Raw genomic sequence first — 23,486 nt, forward strand, 5'->3', positions numbered from 1 at the left:
AGATCTCTCCCTGTTACGGCGCGTCGTCGTCCGCCTGTCAGCTGCCCGATGGGCTGATGTGGCGGACCGGATCACGCATCTGTTCTGTTGCCCGAAGCTTGCACGCTCGCCCCGGGATTGACCAGCCCCGATGCCATCGGCGACCCGGTGGTCGTCCCCTGCCCTGCCGGCTTTGGCAGTTTCCCCTTGCGGCTTCGCAAAACCACCCCGCTCTGGTCCGCATCTCGCCACATTTCGCCGCAAGATAGAAGGTCATACGCGCAGGATGCGCACACGATACTGGTTAGGTTATTCATGCTGACACAGCTGCATCAGAGCCCCGTTGCCGCCCAGATTCTTGCTGTTTTTCCTGCCGCCGATTTCTGCGTCGAGATGGGCGCGAATATGGGCGATGGGCTTGGGGTATATGATGACCTGCATCTGGACGACGTCTATCAGCTGATGCGCAACGCGCCACCGCGCCAATTGTCGTTGACCGCACGCGCTGACGGGCAGCTTGTTCTTGGTCAGGACAGCGCAACAGGTGCACCCGGTGCCCGGCTGCATCTGGATTGCCTGTTGACGCTGATGCCGGATATCGGCGCCAATGTGGAGGCGCTGGTGGTGGTTGAGGTCGATGACGACGGGTTGATCGCGGCGATCTATCTGCTGCCGCTTGCCCCCTTGCTGCCGCAGACCGGCTATACCCTTGTGCGCAAGACCCGCGAGGGCACGCGCCAGCGGCTTGCACAGCTTGCCTGTGTCTCCTTCACGCGCGGAACACATATCACCCTGGACACCGGCGCCCAGCGACCGATTGAGGATCTACAGGTAGGCGACCGGGTTCTGACCCGCGATGCCGGTGCCCAAGTGGTGCGCTGGATCGGCCAATGCACCAGCCGTGCGGTTGGAGAAATGGCTCCGATCCTGATCCGGGCCGGGGCGCTCAACAACGCAAATGACCTGCTTGTCAGCCCGGACCACCGGTTGCTGGTGCATCGCTGTCGTGAAGGTCGCCGCCGTGGCCGACCAGATCAGCTGGTGCGCGCACGCGAACTGGTCAATGGCATCGACATTGTCGAACGAACCGGCGGCTTCATCGACTATTTCCAGCTGCTGTTTGATCGCCACCAGATCATCTTTGCCGAAGGGATCGCCGCCGAGAGCCTGCTGCTTGATCCGCTGACACGGGCTGCGCTGCCGCAGGAGAAGCTGATCCGCACGCCGGGCCTGATCCCCGGTCAACCACCGCGCATCTCGGGCCTGGAGCCGCGCCCGATGTAAACACGCTGGTATATGGCCCCTTCGCGCCGGGATGTGCGGGGCCGCAACAGATGCCCGGGAACTGGGCGAGAGGCGAAGCGAGTTTACGATTACTGATAGAATTGCCCCTACAATTCAACCATATGGGGAATTCTCTCCTTATGGACTCTATGGGACTTTGCCTGACGATGACAAAACAGCAACTGGTGCAGCGCTGGTTTTTCGAGGTCTGGGAGAAACGCAACATGGCCGCGTTTGCCGAGATGCTGGCCCCCTCTCTGGATACGACCGAACTGCTCGACGGGCTCCCCAATCCACGTCAGGACTATCCCGTCCTGATTGACGTCGTTCACAAGCTTGCGGGCAAATTCCGCGTTCAAATCCTGCAGTATATCGAGGATGGCGACTGGACCTCGACACGCTATCTGCTGACCTCTGATGGCCCGGACGGGATGACGCCGGTCAGTGCCGAGGGGATCATGATGATTCGGTTTACGGACGGCAAAATCGCCGAGCTGAGTTCCAAGTTCGATGCCTTCACCTTTTTTGAACAGCTGGGTCAGCTGCCGCCAGATGCCATGCCGGCCTGCCTTGGAGGGCAGACGCTGGTCTGGGAGTAACCAGTCGGCCTCAGCTATCAGGACCGCGACGCAACGGCTGTCGCCCTGTTTTTCTTGCCTCGGCCCGCCATCCTGATATACGCGCGCTCATGCTCGATATCGTCCCCAACCCCCCCGACCTGCCGGCCGAAATTGCCCGGCGCCGCACCTTTGCGATCATTTCGCATCCGGATGCCGGCAAAACCACGCTGACTGAAAAGTTCCTGCTTTATGGCGGTGCTATTCAGATGGCGGGTCAGGTGCGCGCCAAAGGCGAGGCACGGCGCACGCGGTCGGACTTCATGCAGATGGAGAAGGACCGCGGGATCTCCGTCTCAGCCTCGGCCATGTCGTTTGACTACAGCAGCTACCGCTTCAATCTGGTGGACACACCCGGTCACTCCGATTTCTCGGAAGATACCTATCGCACGCTGACTGCGGTGGACGCGGCGGTGATGGTGATCGACGGTGCCAAGGGTGTGGAAAGCCAGACCCAGAAGCTGTTTGAGGTCTGCCGCCTACGCGACCTGCCGATTCTGACGTTCTGTAACAAGATGGACCGAGAGAGCCGGGACACCTTTGAGATCATCGACGAGATCCAGCAGAACCTTGCGATTGACGTGACGCCCGCCAGCTGGCCGATCGGCGTTGGCCGTGATTTCATCGGTTGTTACGACATGCTGCGCGACCGGCTGGAACTGATGGACCGCGCGGATCGCAACAAGATCGCCGAAAGCATCGCGATTGAGGGGTTGGACGATCCCAAGCTGGCCGAGCATGTGCCTGCACATCTGCTTGAGAAGCTGCTGGAAGAGGTCGAAATGGCCCGCGAGCTGCTGCCTGCACTGGATCCGCAATCGGTGCTTGAGGGGCATATGACGCCGATCTGGTTCGGCTCGGCGATCAATTCCTTTGGCGTGAAGGAACTGATGGATGGCATCAGCACCTACGGACCCGAGCCGCAGCCACAATCGGCGCTGCCGCGCCAGATTGCGCCGGATGAGACGAAGGTTGCCGGTTTTGTATTCAAGGTGCAGGCCAATATGGATCCCAAGCACCGCGACCGTGTGGCCTTTGTCCGGCTGGCCTCGGGCCATTTCAAACGCGGTATGAAGCTGACCCATGTGCGCTCAAAGAAGCCGATGGCCATCTCCAACCCGGTGTTGTTCCTGGCCTCTGACCGCGAGCTGGCCGAGGAAGCCTGGGCTGGTGACATCATCGGCATCCCGAACCACGGCCAGCTGCGCATCGGCGACACGCTGACCGAAGGAGAGGCGCTGCGTGTCAGCGGCATTCCGTCCTTTGCGCCGGAACTGTTGCAGGGGGTGCGCGCGGGTGACCCGATGAAGGCCAAGCACCTGGAAAAGGCGCTGATGCAATTTGCCGAGGAAGGTGCCGCAAAGGTCTTCAAACCCTCGATCGGCTCCGGCTTTATCGTGGGTGTGGTCGGCCAGCTGCAATTCGAAGTGCTGGCGAGCCGTATCGAGATGGAATACGGCCTGCCGGTGCGCTTCGAAGCCTCGCAGTTCACCTCGGCCCGCTGGGTCAGTGGCGATAAGACCGCGCTTGATAAATTCATCAACACCAACAAGCAGCACATTGCCCATGACCATGACGGCGACGTGGTCTATCTGACCCGCCTGCAGTGGGATATCGACCGTGTAGAGCGCGACTATCCAGACTTGAAACTGACGGCGACCAAGGAGATGATGGTTTAAGACCAGCACCCTGACACATAGGTGACATCAGACCCCGCCATGGATATCGACAACGAAACCTATCCTGGCGGGTTCTACAGCCTGCTGCGCCAGCTTGAAAAAAAAGAGACCCCCTTCATAGATCCGACGTCGGCGCTGCCGCCGGTGGATGTGGATCTCTCGTCGCTGCTCGCCCCCCTGCCCGAGGCCGCACCACAGTCACCAGAGGACGATCTGCCCAGTCGGCATATCGCGCGGAAATGGGAGGCCCTGCGAGCCGAGTTCGCAGGGCAGCCCGAACTTTGGGCACGACATGCGCTGTGCATCGCGATTCTGCGGCGCCGGGATCCGCCAGAGCAAGCGCGCAGCCTCTTTCTGCGGATCTGGCGCGAACAGGGCCCGATGCTCGCCGCCGAGCTGCCCACACGCTGGTTGATTTCCGCCGCCACCACCTTTGCCGATCATGGGGATACCATGGAGCAGCGGCTTGGTGGTCAGGGGCTCCAGATGCTGTTTCACCTGATCGCACTGCACGATAGCGAACGTCGGCTGTCAGGACGGCCGACCGATAGCGGCTTTCCTCGGGTGAAAGGCAAGAAGCTTGACGATATCGGCTTTGGCATGAAGCCCTATCACCTGCCCCACGGAGATCTGGATCGGCACATGCTGGCGCGGCTCTGGCGCCAGGTCGAGGACGATGCCGTGCTGCGCCCGCTTGGTGTGCGGATGCTGCGGATGGTCATGGACGATCCCCGCAGCATTTTCGGCCGCATTCAGCGTTACAAGAAACCCCGCAAATCATGAGCAGGCCCAACGATCCGAAATGGGGCATCGTCAGCACGATCAAGGCCGATGCAGAGACCATCCTGAATTTCGCCGCCTATCATCTGGATCTGGGGGCCCATCGGCTTCATCTTTATCTGGATGCGCCGAATCCTGATGCCTATCCGCATCTGAAAGCACATCCAAAGGTGCGGGTCACCACCTGCGACGACAGCCACTGGAGCCAGCGCAAGAAACCGCGCCCGAAGATGCACCAGGCGCGCCAGACGATGAATGCGACCCATGCCTACGGCCGGATCCAGGCCGATTGGGTCGCCCATATAGATGTGGATGAATTTCTCTGGCCCCATATCTCGGCAAGAGGTGCGAGGCCGCAGATTGGCGAAATACTGGCTGCCCTGCCCGCTGAAACCGATGTCTTGCGGATGCGCCCGCTGGAAGCGCTTGCTGGGCGGGTGGATATGTATAAATCCATGATTGCCATTGCAGCCGACCGCGAACAGCAGGTCCGTGCGATCTATCCCGAATTTGGTGTCTTCCTGAAAGGCGGGTTCCTCAGCCATACTGCAGGCAAGCTGTTCGCCCGCACCGGCCTGCCTGACATTCAGTTCCGAATCCACAACCTGTTCCAGCATGGTGAAAAAAACACGCACGAGCAGGAGCAGGACGCCCTGCAGATCTGTCATCGCCACGCCCCGAGTTGGGAGGCCTGGCAGGACAGCTATCGGTTCCGGCTCAAGCAGGGCTCTTATCGTCCGGGTCTGGCTGCCGGGTTTTCGCGCAACCTCGGCGGGTTGAACACCCATGATCTGCTGTCGATGATCGAGGAAGAGCACGGTTCTGAAGGGCTGAAGCGTTTCTTTGGTGAAATCAACGCAGAGGCGCCAGACATCTATCAACGGCTGCAAAATCGTGGGATGATCCACCACTGCCCGCTGGATCTGACCGCCAAACGGCGTGAACATTTCCCGCAATTTGAATAAACTGTTTCGAGTTTGCCCGTTTTTCAATCAATACGCGCCGAAAACCCGGCTTCGTTTGACGATTGCAGCGGATTTTGCTATGCCCCGCGCAAGCCGATAGAGACAGGACGCAAGACCATGCGGAATCGGCCCTGACATACACGCGCGGGCCAGGTCAGTGTCCGCAAAAACGGACGCATATGACCAAATTTTCAGATCTGAACCTGAACCCCAAAGTCCTCAAAGCGATTGAGGAAGCGGGTTACGAAACCCCCACCCCCATTCAGGCAGGGGCGATTCCGCCCGCCTTGGAAGGGCGCGATGTGCTGGGGATCGCACAGACCGGCACCGGCAAGACGGCTTCGTTCACCTTGCCGATGATCACTCTGCTGGCGCGTGGCCGCGCGCGTGCGCGGATGCCGCGCAGCCTGGTGCTTTGCCCCACGCGGGAGCTGGCAGCCCAGGTGGCGGAGAACTTCGACACCTATACCAAACACCTGAAACTGACGAAGGCCCTGCTGATCGGCGGTGTCTCTTTCAAGGAACAGGACACGCTGATCGACAAGGGGGTTGACGTTCTGATCGCAACGCCCGGTCGCCTGCTCGACCATTTCGAGCGCGGCAAGCTGATCCTGTCTGACGTCAAGGTGATGGTGGTGGATGAAGCCGACCGTATGCTCGACATGGGGTTCATCCCCGATATCGAACGCATCTTCGGCCTTACGCCCTTCACCCGTCAGACCCTGTTCTTCTCCGCCACCATGGCGCCGGAGATCGAGCGGATCACCAATACCTTCCTCTCCGCCCCGGAGCGTGTCGAAGTGGCGCGGCAGGCAACCACCTCTGAGAATATTTCCCAGGGTGTTGTGCTGTTCAAAGCCTCGCGCCGCGATCGTGAAGGCAGCGAGAAACGGAAGCTTCTACGCCACCTGATTGATCAGGAAGGCGAGAAATGCACCAATGCGATCATCTTCTGCAACCGTAAGACGGATGTGGATATCGTTGCGAAATCGCTGAAGAAATACGGCTATGACGCGGCGCCGATCCACGGTGATCTTGATCAGAGCCAGCGCACCAAGACGCTGGAAGGCTTCCGCGAAGGGTCGCTGCGCTTTCTGGTGGCATCTGATGTGGCCGCCCGCGGGCTTGATGTGCCCAGCGTCAGCCATGTGTTCAACTTCGATGTGCCGAGCCATGCCGAGGACTATGTTCACCGCATCGGCCGGACGGGTCGCGCAGGCCGTAACGGCACCGCGATGATGATCTGCGTGCCCAAGGACGAAAGGAACCTCGAAGATATCGAGCGCCTTGTCCAGAACGAGATCCCGCGTCTTGAGAACCCGCTGAAAAAGGCCGAACCAGCGGCAAAAGACAGCAAGGACGCAGCGACCGGCGAGACCACAGAGCGCAAGACCCGCAGCCGCAGGTCTTCCACCCGTGCATCGGCTGCCAAGGAATCGGCCGCCAAGGAAGAGACCGCAGCGCCAGAGGCACAGGCTAAGGATATCCCGACAGCTGAAGCCAAAGCTGCAACGCCGGATCAGTCGCAGGGCGAGCAGGAGAAGCGCAGCGATAGCCGCTCTTCCTCCCGTCAGAAATCGGCTGAGAAACCCTCCGCCCCCAAGACCGGGCAGAAGGGCAACCAGAAATCCGGCCGGGGACGTGGTGGCAACGACCGCAACAATGTGGTTGGCATGGGCGACCATATGCCGAGCTTTATCGCTCTCAGCTTTGCCGAGCGCCGCGCCGGCTAAACTGGCTACCGCATAGTCGTATTCCGAAGGGCTGCCTCTTGGGGCGGCCCTTTTTCATATGTGTGATCAGGAACCTGACCGCAAACAGCGCCCGATTTCTCTCATGAGCTTTGCACTTGCAGCATGGCAGGATTGCCCATTTTTGCAGATGTCGCCCCCGGCAGGAACGCCTATCTGGAGGGCAACAAGACGCACTTAAGCAAGATGAGAGCCGCCATGAACAACCTTGAGTTCCCCACTGTGACCGCCGACGAAATCCGCGCCATCGAAGCCCGCGCACATGAGCTGCGCGCACAGGCGATGGCTTCCTTCCTGCGCAGCCTGGGCCGTGGGATCGTCAGCCTGCCCGGCAAACTTGCAGCGCTGCTGTCGCGCCCCCGGCACGCCTGACCCCATCCGCAGCGACGCCTGCGCAGTATAGATTGACGGTTGCCCCTAGCAGCCGAAGAAAGCCCCGGCCCCACCGCCGGGGCTTTTTCTATAAAGCGTGTGGGCTGTGGCCCACAGGGCCGATGTGCACATAAAAAAGGCCCGCCACAGAAACTGCGGCGGGCCTGTCTATCAACTTGGTCAGAAGCGATCAGCGCATCCGGCTGACCACCACGGTAACTTCCGGTTTCTTGCCAATCTCGTTCTGTGCTGTCTGGCGGGCAACGCGGCGAAGGTTTTCTTCCAGCTTGTCGTCATCGCGCAGTGTTTTGGCACCCGCGCGCATGATGAACTGGTTGAGATCCTCTTCCATCACCTCGACCAGCGCGGCATTGGAGCGGCCTGTCTCGGCCAACCCCTTGATATCGCACCAGGGTTCGCCCAATGGCTCATCTTCCTCGTCAAGAATGACGGTGACAATGACATGGCCGTTCAGCGCCATGCGAATCCGGTCCCGGACCACGCCATCCAGCGCACCGTATTTGACAGACCCATCCAGATAGGTGCGGCCGGTGTCGACATAATCCACGACCTTGGGGCGATCACCGGTCAGGTCCATCATCATGCCGTTGACCACAACCGCGCTGGCAATGTCCTTGGCCTCGCCGAGACGGGCGTGCTGGCGCAGGTGCCGGTGCTCGCCGTGCATCGGGATCAGCATCTGCGGCTTGATGATATCGTGCATCCGCTCCAGATCGGGGCGGTTTGCGTGACCGGAGACATGGTAGAGACCGGAGCTGTCATCGACCACATCCACACCCTTTTCGGAGAACTGGTTGATGATGCGAATGACGCCACGCTCATTGCCCGGAATGGTCTTTGAGGAGAACAGGAACAGGTCGCCCTCCTTCACCTCGATCCCGCGATACTTGCCGCGCGCCAGCTGGGCGGACGCCGCACGACGTTCGCCCTGGCTACCAGTCACGATCAGCATCAGGTTCTCACGCGGCAGCTCTTGCGCGGCCTCGACACTGACCACCTTCGGAAAGTCCTTGAGCACGCCGGTTTCGGTGGCGGCTTCGATCATGCGCTGCATGGCGCGGCCCAGCAGCACGATGGAGCGCCCGGCCCGCTGACCGGCCTCGGCGAGGGTTTTCACCCGCGCGACATTGGAGGCAAATGTGGTGGCAACCACCATCCCCTCAGCCTCGCCCACCAGGCGGGTGATCTCGGGTCCGACATCGACCTCAGACCGGCCCGGATGCAGCGAGAAGACATTGGTGGAGTCGCAGACCAGCGCCTTGACGCCATCCTTGGCAATCTCGCTCCACATGTCGGGATCAAATGCCTCGCCGACAATCGGCGTCGGGTCGGTTTTGAAATCACCGGTGTGAACGATGCGCCCCGCAGGCGTGTCGATCACCAGACCGCCACTCTCCGGGATAGAATGCGAGATCGGTGCAACGCCGATGGTAAACGGCCCCAGTTTGGTGACCTCTGGCCATGCGGAGACGGTTTTCACCTCTTCGCTGTCCAGACCGGCCTCATCCATCTTGCGGCGCGCCAGATTTGCGGTAAAGGCACGGGCATAGATTGGCACATTCAGGTCACGGTAGAGATGCGCCACGGCGCCGATGTGATCCTCATGGGCATGGGTGATGAACACCCCCTCCAGCTGGTCGGCCCGTTCCTTCAGCCAGCTGATGTCCGGCATGATCAGATCCACGCCGGGCGTGCTGTCCATATCCGGGAAAGTAACGCCAAGATCAACCAGGACCAGGCGTTCCTTGCCCGGTTTGCCGTAGCCGTAGATATAGGCGTTCATACCAATTTCGCCTGCCCCGCCGAGGGGCAGGTAGATTAAACGTTCAGTGCTCATCCTCGAGACCGTTATCCTTATTATATTTGTGTATGATCTGTAGCCCATGCATCGTGAGATCATCCTCAAATGCGTCAAACAGATCTGCTGTTTGCTGGAACAAAGGCGCCAGCCCGCCTGTCGAGATTACTTTCATCGGCACGTCGCGCTCCGCTTTGATGCGGGCGCAGATTTCGCGCACCAGTCCTACGTATCCCCAGAACACACCTGACTGCATACATGCAACCGTATTGGTGCCGATCACCGACTGGGGTTTGGAAATATCCACATGCGGCAGAGCCGCTGCTGCCTGATGTAGGGCTTCCAGGCTCAAATTCACCCCCGGCGCAATCACACCGCCGATATAGGCGCCATCCTCGGCCACCACGTCAAAGGTTGTCGCCGTGCCAAAATCGACGACGATGAGGTTGCCGCCATATTTGTCAAACCCGGAGACTGTATTGACCAAACGGTCCGGGCCGACATTGGTTCCCTGATCAACCCGCACCGCAACCGGCAGCAGGCAGTCAGGCTTACCCACCACCAGGGGGCGAGTGTGGAAGTAACGATCCGCCAGCACCCGCAGATTGAACACAACGCGCGGGACCGTGGAGGAGATGATCATATCGGTGATATCCGCTTCGATCCCCTGTAGCCGTATCAGCGTATTGAGCCAGACAAAATACTGATCCGCCGTGCGCCGCCAATCGGTGGCGGTACGCCAGGTGCCGATGAAATTCTCCCCGTCCCAGATTGAGAAGACAGTATTGGTGTTGCCGCAATCGACTGCCAAAAGCATGACCTGCCCCGTTCCTATGCCCTAGAAAAAGATATCCGCCGCCGGAATGCTGACACGGCCCTTGGCGGTGTTTAGGACAAGGTTGCCGCCGCCGTCCACTGTCTCAAAGGTGCCTTCGGTTTCGGTGTTCATGGTGCGGGCCACCACCACCTCGCCCAGGCGCGCAGCACGGGCCAGCCAGGCGGTGCGGATCGGCTCGAACCCATAGGTGACAAACTGTCGTTCGTAGCGGTCATAGGCGACCGCAAGCGCGGTCAGGAACGCCTCTGGGGTGACCTGGACCCCGGTTTCCGACAGCAGCGAGACAGGCCAGACAGCACCCGGTTCCAGCCATTCCTGCATCGGCGTCTCGATCAGATTGACACCAATCCCGATCGCAAGATGTGTCACACCGGCGGCGGCCCCCGCGCTTTCCAGTAGGATCCCCGCCAGCTTGCCACCATTCAGCAGCACGTCATTGGGCCATTTCAGTGCAAGTCCAGCCGTCTCGCCGCAGAGCGCGACACAGGCATCATAAAGCGCCAGCGCCGCAACAAAGCTGCGCAGCGCCACCTGATCGGGCGGCCCCTCCGGCCGCATGACGAGTGTTGCGGCAAAATTCCCCTTGGGCTCCTTCCAGGCACGGCCACGGCGCCCCCGCCCCTTGGTCTGGCGTTTGGCCATGATCCATTCAGGGCCGGTCAATGTGGGCGCGCGGCGCGCCGCCTCATCGAGGGTGCTGTCCACCTCGTCAAGCAGGCTCCGCCCGTATCCCTCTGGCCAATCACTCATGATGCTGTCCCTTCAAGGCAAAAAGGCCCGGTCCGCAGACCAGGCCTTTGTGTGTTCTGTGTCGAAACCGTCAGTTGACCAGCGTGGCAGCCGCCGCAGCCGCTGCACCCTCGATGCCGAACATGTTGATGATCCCAAGAAGCATCACGGCCGCCGAGGCCATCAGGAACCCCCAGAGGATCGGCGAGCGGTTGGTTTCCAGCTCCTCGCCCTCTTCACCGAAATACATGTAGTACACGATGCGCAGGTAGTAGAACGCGCCGATAACCGATGCGATCACACCGGCAATCGCCAACCACGCCATATCCGCCTGGTAGGCCGCATTAAGCACATAAAGCTTGCCGAAGAAGCCCAGCATCGGCGGTACACCCGCCAGAGAGAACAACAGGATCAGCATCGCCAGCGCCTTGCCCGGCTCGCGACGGGAGTAGAGGTTGAGCGCGCGAATGTCAGTGATCGGCTTACCGTCCTTCTCCATCATCAGGATGAAGGCAAAGGTGCCGATATTCATCGAGACATAGATCGCCATATAGACCAGCAGCGCCTGCACGCCGTAGGCGGTGCCGGCGGCGAGGCCCATCAGCGCATAGCCCATATGGGCGATCGAGGAATAGGCCATCAGACGCTTGATATCGCGCTGGCCAATGGCGGCAACGGCCCCGACGAACATCGACAGCAGCGACAGAAGGGCCACAACCTGGCTCCAGTCCTGTACCGCATGACCAAAGGCATCATGCAGCACGCGGGCGAACAGGCCCATGGCCGCAACCTTCGGCGCCGATGCAAAGAATGCGGTAACCGGGGTCGGCGCGCCTTCGTAGACGTCAGGGGTCCACATGTGGAACGGCACGGCAGACACCTTGAACGCCATGCCGGAGATCAGGAAGACCAGGCCGAACAGCAGACCGATGGAGACTTCACCATGCTTGGCCACCGCGTAGATACCGGCAAAGTCGGTGGTCCCGGCAAAACCATAGACCAGCGATGCGCCATAGAGCAGCAAACCGGACGAAAGCGCGCCGAGCACGAAGTACTTCAGGCCGGCTTCGGTGGATATTACACTGTCACGACGCAGCGAAGCCACGACGTAGAGCGCCAGAGACTGCAGCTCAAGGCCCATGTATAGCGACATCAGGTTGCCGGCCGAGACCATCACCATCATGCCCACCGCGCTCAGCGCGACGAGGATGGGATATTCAAAGCGCAACATGCCACGGCGTGACATGTAGTCCTGGCCCATGACCAGCACGGCAGAGGCCGACAGCAGGATGGCGACCTTGGCAAAGCGGGCAAAACCATCGTCGACGAACATGCCGTTGAATGCCTCGCGGCTGCCCGAGGATCCGGTGGCGATCCAGATGGCCAGCGCCGACATCAGACCGGCCATCAGCCAGATCAATGCCGGGGCCAGTTTGTCCTTGCCGGTGTAGACAGCGCCAAGGAGCGCCGCCATTGCGCTGAGCGCCAGAACAATCTCTGGCAGGATAACGGTGAGATCAGCTGGGATCATCGCCCACGCCCCCTTAGTGCGAAGCTATCTGGGTCGCCGGGGACAGGTCCGCGGCAGCCAGAGATTCATTGAAGTTTGCAATCAGCGCCTCGGTCGACGGGCTGATGATATCGGTGACAAGCGCCGGGTAGACGCCCAGAAGGATGGTCATCACCACCAGCGGTGCAAAGATGAACCGCTCACGGGCAGTCATATCCTTGATGGTCTTGAGGCTTCCCTTGATAAGGTCGCCAAAGACCACGCGACGGTAAAGCCACAGCGCATAGCCTGCCGAGAAGATGACACCGGTTGCGGCAACTGCTGCGACCCAGGTGTTCTTCTGGAAGGTGCCCATCAGCGTCAGGAATTCCCCGATGAAGCCCGAGGTGCCCGGCAGGCCGACGTTCCCCATCGTGAAGAACATGAAGACCAGCGCATAGGCAGGCATACGAATGACAAGGCCACCATAGGCGTCGATGTCACGGGTGTGCATCCGATCGTAGATGACACCCACGCAGAGGAAGAGCGCCGCCGAAATGAAGCCGTGGCTCAGCATCTGGAAGATCGCGCCATCAATGCCCTGCTGGTTCGCCGCAAAGATGCCCATGGTCACAAAGCCCATATGCGCCACCGAAGAATAGGCGATCAGCTTCTTCATGTCCGACTGCACCAGCGCCACCAGCGAAGTATAGACCACCGCAATCGCCGACATCCACAGGATCAGATCCGTCATTACGTCAGCCCCGACGGGGAACATCGGCAAGCTGAAGCGCAGGAAGCCGTAGCCGCCCATCTTCAACAGGATCGCCGCCAGCACCACGGAGCCTGCGGTCGGCGCCTGCACGTGCGCATCGGGCAGCCAGGTGTGCACCGGCCACATCGGCATTTTCACCGCGAAGGAGGCAAAGAACGCGAGGAACAACAGGGTCTGCATCCCACCAACGACATGCACTCCAAGAAGATCAAAGCCGGAGGCCGAGAAACTGTGCGTCAGCAGCTGGGCAATATCGGTGGTGCCTGCATCTGCGTACATCGCGACCATCGCCACCAGCATCAGCACCGAGCCAAAGAAGGTGTAGAGGAAGAATTTGAACGACGCGTAGATCCGTTCCTTGCCGCCCCAGATGCCGATGATCAGGAACATCGGAATGAGGCCCGCCTCAAAGAACAGGTAGAACAGCACCAGATCCAGCGCCATGAACACGCCAAGCATCAGCGTCTCCAGCATCAGGAAGGCGATCATGTATTCCTTGACGCGGGTGTTCACACCCCAGCTCGCCAAAATGGTCAGCGGCATAACAAAGGTGGTGAGCATCACAAACAGCACCGAAATGCCATCGACGCCCATCTTGTACTTCAGGCCAAAGATCCATTCGGCCTCTTCCACAAACTGAAAGCCTGTGTCGGAGGGGTCGAACTGGAAATAGATGCCAAGGCTCACCAGGAAGGTGATCGTGGTGGCAAAAAGCGCAACAGACTTGGCGTTGCGCTGCGCCGCCTCATCCTCGCCGCGCAGGAACAGGGCCAGAATGGCCGCCGCAAGCGCCGGGATAAAGGTGACAATAGAAAGGAGATTGTCCATCAGTGCGCTCCTCCGCCGATCGACATCCAGGTAACCAGGGCAGCAATGCCCAGCACCATCCAGAAAGCATAGGTGAAAATGTAACCCGACTGTGCGCGACCGGCGAGGCGGGTGAAGAAGGGAATGATGCCCATGGCGATCCCGTTGAGCGCGCCGTCAATGGTCTTGCCGTCACCGCGCTTCCAGAAGAAGCGGCCGATCATCAGCGTCGGTTTGACAAAGACAAAATCGTAGAGCTCGTCAAAATACCACTTGTTCTTGAGGAACAGGTAGAGCGGCTGCTGCTGCTTGGCGAGACGGCCCGGCAGGCTTGGGTTCACGATGTAGAACAGGATCGCAAGACCAAGGCCAAGCAGCATCGCGATAAAGGGCGAAACTTTCACCCATTTCGGAGCGGCGTGCGCGTCATCCAGAACAGTGTTGTCGGCACCGAAATACAGCGCGCCTTCGCCCGGCTGGCCTGCGAATACATAGTGATGCTCACCGGATGCGTCAGCTGTGCCGTGACCGTCATCCGCCGTGCTGGCATGGCTGTCATCAGCGCCGTGGCCCGAATCCGCTGCCGCATCGCCATGTGCCGCGGCTTCTGCCACTGGGATGCCGTAGAATTTGCCAACCTTATCAGCATGGCCGAAGAAGCTGTTATACCAGAGCATTCCCGAGAAGATCGCACCAAGGGCAAGCACACCCAGCGGGATCAGCATGACCATCGGGCTTTCATGCGCGTGATCATGCGTATGCTTGTCGCCGCGCGGCTTGCCGTAGAAGGTCAGGAAGATCAGGCGCCAGCTGTAGAAGGATGTCATTGCCGCCGCGATGACCAGCAGCCAGAAACCATACATCGACCCGCCAGCATAGGCGCTCTCGATAATGGCATCCTTGGACAGGAAGCCGGCAAAGCCAAAGTGGGTCAGCGGGATACCAACGCCGGTGATGGCCAGCGTGCCGATCATCATCGCCGCAAAGGTGTAGGGGATCTTTTTGCGCAGACCACCGTAGTTCATCATGTCCTGCTCATGGTGCATCGCGTGGATCACGGAGCCTGCACCAAGGAACAGCATCGCCTTGAAGAAGGCATGTGTGAACAGGTGGAACATCGCAGCGGAGTACATGCCTACCCCGGCTGCAACGAACATGTAGCCAAGCTGCGAACATGTCGAATAGGCGATCACGCGTTTGATGTCGGTCTGAACCAGACCCACAGTCGCCGCGAAGAAGGCCGTGGTTGCACCCAGCACGGTGATGAAGGTTGTCGCTTCGGGTGCGAACTCCATCAGCGGCGACATGCGGCAGACGAGGAAGACACCGGCGGTCACCATGGTGGCGGCGTGGATCAGGGCCGACACCGGGGTCGGGCCTTCCATCGCATCCGGCAACCAAGTGTGCAGGATCAGCTGCGCCGATTTACCCATGGCACCAATGAACAGCAGGACTGCAATCAGATTGGCGGCATTCCACTCCGACCAGAGAAAGGTCAGCTGGGTTTCCGCCAGCTGCGGCACCGCTGCAAAGATGTCATCAAAATTGATGCTGTCAGTCAGGAAGAACAGGGCAAAGATACCGAGGGCAAAGCCAAAGTCACCCACGCGGTTGACGATGAAGGCTTTCATCGCTGCCGCATTGGCCGAAGGCTTGCGGTAGTAGAAACCGATCAGCAGGTAGGAGGCAACGCCCACGCCTTCCCAGCCAAAGAACATCTGAACCAGGTTGTCGGAGGTCACCAGCATCAGCATCGCGAAGGTGAAGAACGACAGATAGGCAAAGAAGCGCGGCTTGTAGCTCTCGCCGTCTTTCCACTGCGGGTCATGGGCCATGTAGCCAAAGGAATAGAGATGCACCAGCGATGACACCGTGGTCACAACGATCAGCATGATCGCAGTCATCCGGTCCAGACGGATCGCCCAGGATGTCGACAGCGAGCCGCTTTCGATCCAGCGCATGATCTCGATCGACTGGGTCACCCCGTCAAAGCTGAGGAAGACGATCCACGACAGAAGCGCCGACAGGAACAAAAGCCCGGTCGCCGTCCAGGTGGCTGCGGTCTCGCCGATGAACTTCCAGCCAAAGCCACAGATGATGGCCCCGACCAGAGGGGCAAAGAGAAGGATGGTTTCCATGACGCTTTAGCCCTTCATCACGTTGATGTCTTCCACGGCGATGGTGCCGCGGTTGCGGAAGAAGCAAACCAGGATCGCAAGACCAATAGCGGCCTCGGCGGCGGCCACGGTCAGCACAAAGAGGGTGAAGACCTGACCCACCAGATCCCCAAGGAAGCTGGAGAAAGCCACAAGGTTGATGTTCACCGCCAAGAGCATCAGTTCGATGCTCATCAGCAGGATGATGACGTTCTTGCGGTTCAGGAAGAGCCCGAAGATGCCGATGACGAACAGCGTCGCCGCGACGGTTAGATAATGCTCGAGTGTGATCATTGTCTCAAAGCCCCTGCCCCGGTTTCACATCCTTGAGTTCCATGGCCAAGGCCGGATCGCGCATCATCTGGGCGACAACGTCCTGACGCTTGACGTCGGTGCGGTGGCGCAGGGTCAGCACAATGGCGCCGATCATCGCAACCAGCAGGATCAGGCCGGAAAGTTGGAACAGAAGGAAATATTGATCGTAAATGATGAGGCCAAGCGCCTCGGTGTTATGCTGGTCAGTCGGGATCGGCTGGGCCAGCTGCGTGGCCGCCGCCGGTGCGGTTTCCCACACACCAAAAGCCATCACGAACTGCATAAGGATCACCAGACCGATGAGCAGCGCCAGCGGCATATAGCGCGCCATCTCTGCTTTCAGCTCGGCAAAATCCACGTCCAGCATCATCACCACAAAGAGGAACAGCACCGCAACGGCACCGACGTAGACGATGACCAGCAGCATGGCGACAAATTCGGCGCCCAGCAGCACGAACAGCCCGGCCGAGGAAATAAAGGCCAGGATCAGCCACAGCACAGAATGCACCGGCTGGCGGCTGATCACGGTGAACAGCCCGCCGGTGATGGCGCTAATGGCAAAGAGGTAAAAGGCAAAAACGCTCATGTTTCATCGTCCCCTTTGGCGTCCAGAACCTCTTGCGCCAGTTCCAGCGCGCGGGTCATGGCCGGGATGCCGGCAAACACCGACATCTGTCCGATCGTTTCAACGATCTCTTGTTTCCTCGCGCCCGCCTCTAGGGCGTGGCGTACGGTCTGGCGCACGGCTGAATCCGCCTGTGCGCCCTGCATTGTCAGCCCGGCCAATGTCAGCAGCAGCCGGGTCTTGGCATCCAGCCCGCCCTTGTTGACGGTATTGCCGAACATCATCTCCATGACATCCTTCGGCATCGTCGGCCACAGCGCTTCAAACTCCTTGAACGCTCCGGTGGGAGAAAAGCTCTCCAACGCCGGGTTCAGGGCTTTGGCCATGTCCTGGGCCTGGGCCATCATGGCCTCAAATGGGTTCTTGGCATCGCTCATCGGTACGGCGCGTCCAGTTCGAGATTGCGCGCGATCTCGGCTTCCCAGCGCTCCCCGTTCGAAAGCAGCTTGTCCTTGTCATAGAACAGCTCCTCGCGGGTCTCGGTGGCGAACTCGAAGTTCGGGCCTTCGACAATTGCATCCACCGGGCAGGCTTCCTGGCAGAAACCGCAGTAGATACACTTCGTCATGTCGATGTCGTACCGCGTGGTGCGGCGGCTGCCGTCCTCGCGCGGTTCCGCGTCGATGGTGATCGCCTGCGCCGGGCAGATCGCCTCGCACAGTTTACAGGCAATGCAGCGCTCCTCGCCGTTCGGATAGCGGCGCAGCGCGTGCTCGCCGCGAAAACGCGGCGACAGCGGACCCTTCTCATGCGGATAGTTCAGGGTGGCCTTAGGGGCGAAGAAATACTTCATCCCCAGTTTGAAGCCGACCCAGAAATCCTGCAGCAGGAAGTATTTGGCGGCGCGGGTGTAGTCGATGTTCGCCATTGATCAGCCTCCCACGGTCCAGCGGGCGAAGATGCCCCAGAACCAGTCAAATTTTGCAGCAAAGGATACGAAGACCACCCAGGCCAGCGAGAACGGCAGGAACACTTTCCAGCCCAGACGCATCAGCTGGTCATAGCGGTAGCGGGGCGTGATTGCCTTCACCATTGCGAAAAGGAAGAAGAAGAACGCCATTTTGCCGACCATCCACAAGACGCCGTCGGGCAGCCCAGGGATCGGAGACAGCCAGCCGCCGAAGAACAGCAGTGTTGTCAGCGCGCACATCAGGAAGATGGCGATGTATTCCCCGGCCATGAACAGCAGGAACGGTGTCGCCGAGTATTCCACCTGGTAGCCTGCAACCAGCTCCGATTCCGCTTCGGGCAGATCGAACGGGGGGCGGTTGGTTTCCGCAAGTGCCGAGATGAAGAACAGGAAGACCATCGGGAAATGCGGGATCCAGTACCAGTTCAGCAGCCCCAGATCGCCGTCCTGCGCACGTACGATGTCGCCGAAGTTCATGCTGCCGGTGGAGATGATGACCCCGACGATAATCAGACCAATCGAGACCTCGTAGGAAATCATCTGCGCCGCAGAGCGCAAGCTGCCGAGAAACGGATATTTCGAGTTCGACGCCCAGCCGCCCATGATCACGCCGTAGACCTCCAAGCTGGAGACCGCGAATACATAGAGGATCGCCACATTGATGTCCGACAGGACCCAGCCGTCGTTGAAGGGGATCACCGCCCAGGCGATCATCGCCAGCACAAAGCTGGTCAATGGGGCCAGAATAAACACGGTGCGATCGGCACCGGCGGGGATCACCACCTCTTTGACAACATATTTGAGCGCGTCGGCCACCGTTTGCAGCAGGCCGTAGATGCCTACGACATTGGGGCCACGACGCATCTGGACAGCCGCCCAGATCTTGCGGTCCCCGTAGACGAGGAACAGCAGCGAAATCATGACAAATGCAACAACTGCAAGCACTTGCGCCAGGATCAGAACAGCGATGCCGCCTGGGGTGTTAAAGAATTCAGCCATAGGTCCTCACACCGTGGGTATTCCGTTAGCCTCGCAATCCGCGACCACGACTTCGGCGTCGATGGTGCGCAGTCCGCGCGGGAGGGAAGGCGAGATGGTGTAGACAGCATCTGCCGTCTGATTGCCACCCTCTTGTTTCATTTTTGTGCGCACATGACGTGCAAATCCATAACCGCGGATCAGCGCATATTGCGCCGCCGCGCATTCCGCATAGTTGTCCAGATCGGCACCATTGCGGGCGCCGGTCATGGCCACGTGGAATTGCACCAGATCGCCATCCAGTAGCCGTGTCTCTACCCCTTTGTAATCGGGGGTGAACGGCGCCCGAGACGTCTGCGGGGCCTGCACGCAGGCTGCCAGCAGCAGAGGCGATATGATGCCCGCACGGATCACTCCGCCGCGATCTTCTCGGCGCTACGCGCCTTTGCGTTGGCGGAGAGTTCCGCCATCAGCTGCGACGACCGCGCAATCGGGTTGGTCAGATAGAAGTCCTTGACCGCAGGCAGGAATGCCGCCTTGCCCATGGCCTCAACCTCAAGCGCCGGGCCGTCATTTGCCGCCACTTCGTCAATGCGCGCCAGATGCGGCACCTCTGCCACCAGCGCACTGCGCAGTTGCGCCAGCGCGTCATAGGGCAGCTTGGCATCCAGCTCCGCGCTGAGCGCCCGCAGGATCGCCCAGTTTTCCTTGGCCTCACCGGGGGCAAAGCTTGCGCGCATGGCCAGCTGCGGACGCCCTTCGGTGTTCACGAACAGACCGTTTTCTTCGGTATAGGCAGCGCCGGGCAGGATGACGTCGGCGCGATGGGCACCACGATCGCCGTGCGAGCCCTGGTAGATCACAAAGGCGCCTGCATCGATTTCGACCTCATCAGCACCGAGGTTGTAGATCACCTCTGCGCCGTCGATGGCCGCCTCAAGGCCACCCTCGGTGACCGCATTCACATCCATCGCACCAACACGGCCGGCAGCGGTGTGCAGCACCAGCAGTTTGCTCTCGGTCATGGCCGCGTATTTCTGCGCATGGGCCAGTACCGCCAGACCATCGGCCTCACGCAGGGCGCCCTGGCCGACTATGACCAACGTATCTTTACCAATCGCGCCTTCGGTTTCGCCGTTGAGCAGTGTCTCGAGCGCTGCGCGGTCGGTGCCGAGGTGGGCGTAGTCATAGGTCAGATCGACCGGCTGACCGATCAGGCCGATATTGGCGCCGTTGATCCAGGCCTTGCGCAGGCGGGCGTTCAGAACCGGCGCCTCATTGCGAGGATCGGTGCCAATCAGCATGATCGCCTTGGCGCTGTCGATATCTTCGATGGTTGCGGTGCCGACATAGGCCGCGCGGTTGCCGATCGGCAGACGGGCCTTGTCCGTCCGGCACTCAACCTTGCCACCCTCCCCTTCGACCAGCTGTTTCAGCGCAAAAGCCGCCTCAACCGGGACCAGATCACCGATCAGGCCGGCAATCTTCTTGCCCTTCATTGCAGTGGCCGCTGCCTCCAGGGCCTCCGGCCAGGTCGCGGGCTTCAGCTTGCCGTCAACACGCACATAGGGGCGATCCAGACGCTGGCGACGCAGCCCGTCCCAGACGAACCGGGTCTTGTCGCTGATCCATTCCTCATTCACGCCGTCATGGTTGCGCGGCAGGATGCGCATCACTTCGCGGCCCTTGGTGTCGACACGGATGTTCGATCCCAGCGCGTCCATCACGTCGATGGTTTCGGTTTTGGTCAACTCCCACGGGCGGGCCGTGAAGGCATAGGGTTTCGAGGTCAGCGCCCCAACCGGGCACAGGTCGATGATGTTGCCCTGAAGGTTCGAATCCAGCGTCTCGTTCAGATAGGAGGTAATCTCGCTATCCTCACCACGACCAGTCTGGCCCATCTGGGTAATGCCTGCGACTTCGGTGGTGAAACGAACGCAGCGCGTGCAGGAAATGCAGCGGGTCATCGCGGTGCCGACGAGCGGGCCGAGATCGAGATCGTCGACGGCGCGCTTTGCTTCGCGGAAGCGCGAGAAATCGACGCCATAAGCCATCGCCTGATCCTGAAGATCACATTCGCCACCCTGATCGCAGATCGGGCAATCCAGCGGGTGGTTGATCAGCAGGAACTCCATCACGCCCTCACGGGCCTTCTTGACCATCGGCGAATTGGTCTTCACCTGCGGCGCCTGGCCTTCGGGACCGGGACGCAGGTCGCGGACCTGCATGGCGCAGGAGGCGGCAGGTTTCGGCGGGCCGCCGACAACCTCAACCAGGCACATCCGGCAATTGCCGGCGATGGACAGGCGCTCGTGGTAGCAGAAGCGGGGAATTTCCACCCCGGCCTCTTCACAGGCCTGGATCAGGGTCATCGCCCCATCCACCTCAATCTCGGTTCCGTCAATGTTGATCTTGCGGAGGTCAGACATGGTCTATTTCGCCCTCAGTAAAACGCCGATCGCGCTGTTTTTCTTGATTTCCGCACGACCAAACGTACAGAATGTTTCCGTTTTCTCATATGAGACCCCGTTTTGCGCCAGGAAGCGTTCTCCCTTGGCCCGCATCCGGGCTTTTTCCTCGTCCGAGCCGATGTAGGCGCGGATTTCCGTATCCGTGTAGCCAAGAGCATTGGCACGTGCCCGCAGGCGCCGCAGTTCGGTCAGACCCTTGAAGTAACGCGCGGTAATCGCATCACAGTGGTCGGCCACTTCCTTGGCCAGAGCGACCGCGAACAGCGGGTCTTCGATCTCTTGCACATCGCGCAAGGACGGCTTTGCCGCGCCCATCGACGGCAGCAGCATCAGGCAGGCGGCACAGGTCGCAATCAGGATTCGCATTGGTGAACACTCCTTGGTGAGGGAGCGACCAGAACGCGCGCAGGCGACGGCGTTATGCAATAACACCGGCGTGGGCGCAGATTGCGCGGCCATGGGATATGCCCGGCCTGCGATCACGGGGTGCAGGTTCCGCCATAGACGGCCGTATCGCCATCCAGCGGCACGGCAATATCCGCATCAAGCGGGTTGACCTGCCAGGCAATGCGCGACGTGCCGAAGTTTTCGATGCAGTAACGGGTGCTCTCGTGATGAGCGGCCAGCCGCGCGCCTTCCAGCGAACGCGAGGCTTTGGATACCGTAGTGGTAAACACCGCCAGCGTCTCTTTCTTGTTGACCGCTTTGGACTTCGCCGAGAAGGGCACGCCCGCGTAGGTCGGGCGATTGTTGACGATACCGTCACACCCCGCCAGCACCCCGCCGCAGACGGCCAGCACAGCCATGGTTTTGGTCACACCCGTGATCATCCGCTACCCCCCGACCCTATTCGGCTGCCATGGCGCCCATGCGCCCGGACTTCTGTGCCTTGATACGGTCTTCGATTTCCTCGCGGAAATTGCGGATCAGGCCCTGGATCGGCCAGGCTGCGGCGTCGCCGAGCGCGCAAATGGTGTGGCCTTCGACCTGCTTGGTCACATCCCACAGCATGTCGATCTCTTCCAGCTCGGCCTCGCCCTTCACCAGACGATCCATCACGCGCATCATCCAGCCGGTGCCTTCACGGCAGGGCGTACACTGACCGCAGCTTTCGTGCTTGTAGAACTTCGACAGGCGCCAGATCGCCTTGATGATATCGGTCTGCTTGTCCATCACGATGACCGCCGCCGTGCCAAGGCCGGAGCCCAGTTCGCCGCGCAGATAGTCAAAATCCATGATGGCGTCTTTCATCTTCTCGCCGCGCACACAAGGAACCGAAGAGCCGCCGGGAATGACAGCCAGAAGATTGTCCCAGCCGCCGCGAATACCGCCGCAATGCTTCTCGATCAGCTCCTCAAAGGAGATGCTCATCGCCTCTTCAACCACACAGGGGTTGTTGACGTGACCGGAGATCGCAAACAGCTTGGTGCCCGCGTTGTTCTGACGGCCAAAGCCTGCAAACCAATCGGGTCCACGGCGCAGAATGGTCGGCACCACGGCGATAGACTCCACGTTGTTCACCGTGGTCGGGCAGCCATAAAGGCCAGCACCAGCCGGGAACGGCGGCTTCATACGCGGCATGCCCTTCTTGCCCTCAAGGCTTTCGATCAGCGCAGTTTCTTCGCCGCAGATATAGGCCCCTGCACCATGGTGCAGGAAGACGTCAAAGTCCCAGCCGGATCCGGCTGCATTGCGACCCAGAAGACCTTGGTCATAGCATTCGTCGATGGCGGCCTGCAGCGCCTCGCGCTCGCGGATGTATTCGCCGCGCAGATAGATGTAGCAGGTATGCGCATTCATCGCGAAGGAGGCGATCAGCGCGCCCTCGATCAGCGTGTGCGGATCATGGCGCATGATCTCGCGGTCTTTGCAGGTGCCCGGCTCCGATTCATCGGCGTTGATGACCAGATAGGAGGGACGACCGTCGCTCTCTTTCGGCATGAAGGACCATTTAAGGCCGGTCGGGAAGCCCGCACCACCGCGTCCGCGCAGGCCGGAATCCTTCATGTTCTGGATGATCCAGTCCCGCCCTTTTTCGATGATGCCCGCAGTGCCATCCCAATGGCCCCGCTGTTTTGCGCCTGCCAATGTGCGCTCATGCATCCCGTAAAGGTTGGTAAAGATCCGGTCCTGGTCCTTCAGCATGT

23 protein-coding genes are annotated in these 23,486 nt (G+C 60.3%); 7 read left to right on the forward strand and 16 right to left on the reverse strand.

Annotated elements, in window-relative coordinates:
* Nucleotides 1-294: 294 nt before the first annotated feature.
* The 7 genes from VWZ81_RS15250 to VWZ81_RS15280 all read left to right on the forward strand — a co-directional run bounded on the left by VWZ81_RS15250 (nt 295) and on the right by VWZ81_RS15280 (nt 7,427).
* The gene (locus VWZ81_RS15250) at nt 295-1,263 is read left to right on the forward strand and encodes a Hint domain-containing protein (RefSeq protein WP_416537783.1); all 969 of its coding nucleotides are present in this window, start codon (nt 295-297) and stop codon (nt 1,261-1,263) included.
* A gap of 167 nt (nt 1,264-1,430) precedes the next feature.
* Entirely contained in the window at nt 1,431-1,862 is a 432-nt protein-coding gene (locus VWZ81_RS15255) for a nuclear transport factor 2 family protein (RefSeq protein WP_340545137.1), read from the forward strand.
* Nucleotides 1,863-1,951: 89 nt separating this feature from the next.
* Entirely contained in the window at nt 1,952-3,559 is a 1,608-nt protein-coding gene (locus tag VWZ81_RS15260; protein ID WP_416542853.1) for a peptide chain release factor 3, read from the forward strand.
* Between the two features lie 21 nt (nt 3,560-3,580).
* The gene (locus VWZ81_RS15265) at nt 3,581-4,342 is read left to right on the forward strand and encodes a hypothetical protein (protein ID WP_416542852.1); all 762 of its coding nucleotides are present in this window, start codon (nt 3,581-3,583) and stop codon (nt 4,340-4,342) included.
* Nucleotides 4,339-5,304, forward strand: a complete 966-nt coding sequence (locus VWZ81_RS15270) for a glycosyltransferase family 2 protein (protein WP_416542851.1) — start codon at nt 4,339-4,341, stop codon at nt 5,302-5,304. The genes VWZ81_RS15265 and VWZ81_RS15270 overlap by 4 nt, the downstream gene beginning before the upstream one ends.
* A gap of 179 nt (nt 5,305-5,483) precedes the next feature.
* Nucleotides 5,484-7,037: a DEAD/DEAH box helicase gene (locus tag VWZ81_RS15275; RefSeq protein ID WP_416542850.1), complete on the forward strand. Its 1,554-nt coding sequence runs from the start codon at nt 5,484-5,486 to the stop codon at nt 7,035-7,037.
* Between the two features lie 216 nt (nt 7,038-7,253).
* On the forward strand, nt 7,254-7,427 hold the full coding sequence (locus VWZ81_RS15280; protein WP_374015318.1) for an RSP_7527 family protein: 174 nt from the start codon (nt 7,254-7,256) through the stop codon (nt 7,425-7,427).
* Nucleotides 7,428-7,617: 190 nt separating this feature from the next.
* Here VWZ81_RS15280 and VWZ81_RS15285 read toward each other — a convergent pair whose 3' ends face one another.
* From VWZ81_RS15285 to nuoF, 16 genes are all read right to left on the reverse strand, one after another.
* Entirely contained in the window at nt 7,618-9,285 is a 1,668-nt protein-coding gene (locus VWZ81_RS15285; protein ID WP_416542849.1) for a ribonuclease J, read from the reverse strand.
* Complete coding sequence (locus tag VWZ81_RS15290) at nt 9,275-10,063, reverse strand: type III pantothenate kinase (protein ID WP_340545130.1); 789 nt, start codon at nt 10,061-10,063, stop codon at nt 9,275-9,277. The genes VWZ81_RS15285 and VWZ81_RS15290 overlap by 11 nt, the downstream gene beginning before the upstream one ends.
* Nucleotides 10,064-10,084: 21 nt before the next feature.
* On the reverse strand, nt 10,085-10,834 hold the full coding sequence (locus VWZ81_RS15295) for a biotin--[acetyl-CoA-carboxylase] ligase (protein ID WP_416542848.1): 750 nt from the start codon (nt 10,832-10,834) through the stop codon (nt 10,085-10,087).
* A 70-nt stretch (nt 10,835-10,904) separates the two neighbouring features.
* Nucleotides 10,905-12,344: an NADH-quinone oxidoreductase subunit NuoN gene (gene nuoN / locus VWZ81_RS15300; protein WP_416542847.1), complete on the reverse strand. Its 1,440-nt coding sequence runs from the start codon at nt 12,342-12,344 to the stop codon at nt 10,905-10,907.
* Nucleotides 12,345-12,357: 13 nt separating this feature from the next.
* A complete protein-coding gene (locus VWZ81_RS15305) occupies nt 12,358-13,905 on the reverse strand; it encodes an NADH-quinone oxidoreductase subunit M (protein WP_340545127.1) in 1,548 nt (515 codons plus the stop codon).
* Nucleotides 13,905-16,022, reverse strand: a complete 2,118-nt coding sequence (nuoL, locus tag VWZ81_RS15310; protein WP_416537791.1) for an NADH-quinone oxidoreductase subunit L — start codon at nt 16,020-16,022, stop codon at nt 13,905-13,907. The genes VWZ81_RS15305 and nuoL overlap by 1 nt, the downstream gene beginning before the upstream one ends.
* A gap of 6 nt (nt 16,023-16,028) precedes the next feature.
* Nucleotides 16,029-16,334, reverse strand: coding sequence for an NADH-quinone oxidoreductase subunit NuoK (gene nuoK / locus VWZ81_RS15315; RefSeq protein ID WP_014874166.1), 306 nt, complete (start codon nt 16,332-16,334; stop codon nt 16,029-16,031).
* A 4-nt stretch (nt 16,335-16,338) separates the two neighbouring features.
* Nucleotides 16,339-16,941, reverse strand: coding sequence for an NADH-quinone oxidoreductase subunit J (locus VWZ81_RS15320; protein ID WP_340545125.1), 603 nt, complete (start codon nt 16,939-16,941; stop codon nt 16,339-16,341).
* The gene (locus VWZ81_RS15325; protein ID WP_416542846.1) at nt 16,938-17,357 is read right to left on the reverse strand and encodes a carboxymuconolactone decarboxylase family protein; all 420 of its coding nucleotides are present in this window, start codon (nt 17,355-17,357) and stop codon (nt 16,938-16,940) included. The genes VWZ81_RS15320 and VWZ81_RS15325 overlap by 4 nt, the downstream gene beginning before the upstream one ends.
* Nucleotides 17,354-17,848, reverse strand: a complete 495-nt coding sequence (gene nuoI, locus VWZ81_RS15330) for an NADH-quinone oxidoreductase subunit NuoI (protein WP_340545123.1) — start codon at nt 17,846-17,848, stop codon at nt 17,354-17,356. Before nuoI ends, VWZ81_RS15325 begins: the two co-directional genes overlap by 4 nt.
* A 3-nt stretch (nt 17,849-17,851) precedes the next feature.
* Complete coding sequence (gene nuoH, locus VWZ81_RS15335; RefSeq protein WP_340545122.1) at nt 17,852-18,889, reverse strand: NADH-quinone oxidoreductase subunit NuoH; 1,038 nt, start codon at nt 18,887-18,889, stop codon at nt 17,852-17,854.
* Between the two features lie 6 nt (nt 18,890-18,895).
* Entirely contained in the window at nt 18,896-19,282 is a 387-nt protein-coding gene (locus VWZ81_RS15340; protein WP_416542845.1) for a hypothetical protein, read from the reverse strand.
* Nucleotides 19,279-21,297, reverse strand: a complete 2,019-nt coding sequence (gene nuoG / locus VWZ81_RS15345) for an NADH-quinone oxidoreductase subunit NuoG (RefSeq protein WP_416542844.1) — start codon at nt 21,295-21,297, stop codon at nt 19,279-19,281. The genes VWZ81_RS15340 and nuoG overlap by 4 nt, the downstream gene beginning before the upstream one ends.
* Before the next feature lie 3 nt (nt 21,298-21,300).
* Nucleotides 21,301-21,705 (reverse strand): DUF5333 domain-containing protein, encoded by a 405-nt coding sequence (locus VWZ81_RS15350; RefSeq protein WP_340546294.1) that lies wholly within the window; start codon nt 21,703-21,705, stop codon nt 21,301-21,303.
* Between the two features lie 113 nt (nt 21,706-21,818).
* On the reverse strand, nt 21,819-22,169 hold the full coding sequence (locus VWZ81_RS15355) for a hypothetical protein (protein ID WP_340545119.1): 351 nt from the start codon (nt 22,167-22,169) through the stop codon (nt 21,819-21,821).
* A 16-nt stretch (nt 22,170-22,185) separates the two neighbouring features.
* Complete coding sequence (nuoF, locus tag VWZ81_RS15360; RefSeq protein ID WP_040172812.1) at nt 22,186-23,484, reverse strand: NADH-quinone oxidoreductase subunit NuoF; 1,299 nt, start codon at nt 23,482-23,484, stop codon at nt 22,186-22,188.
* Nucleotides 23,485-23,486: the final 2 nt, after the last annotated feature.

This window comes from Phaeobacter sp. JH20_34 (assembly GCF_048056095.1).
Lineage (GTDB): Bacteria > Pseudomonadota > Alphaproteobacteria > Rhodobacterales > Rhodobacteraceae > Phaeobacter > Phaeobacter bryozoorum.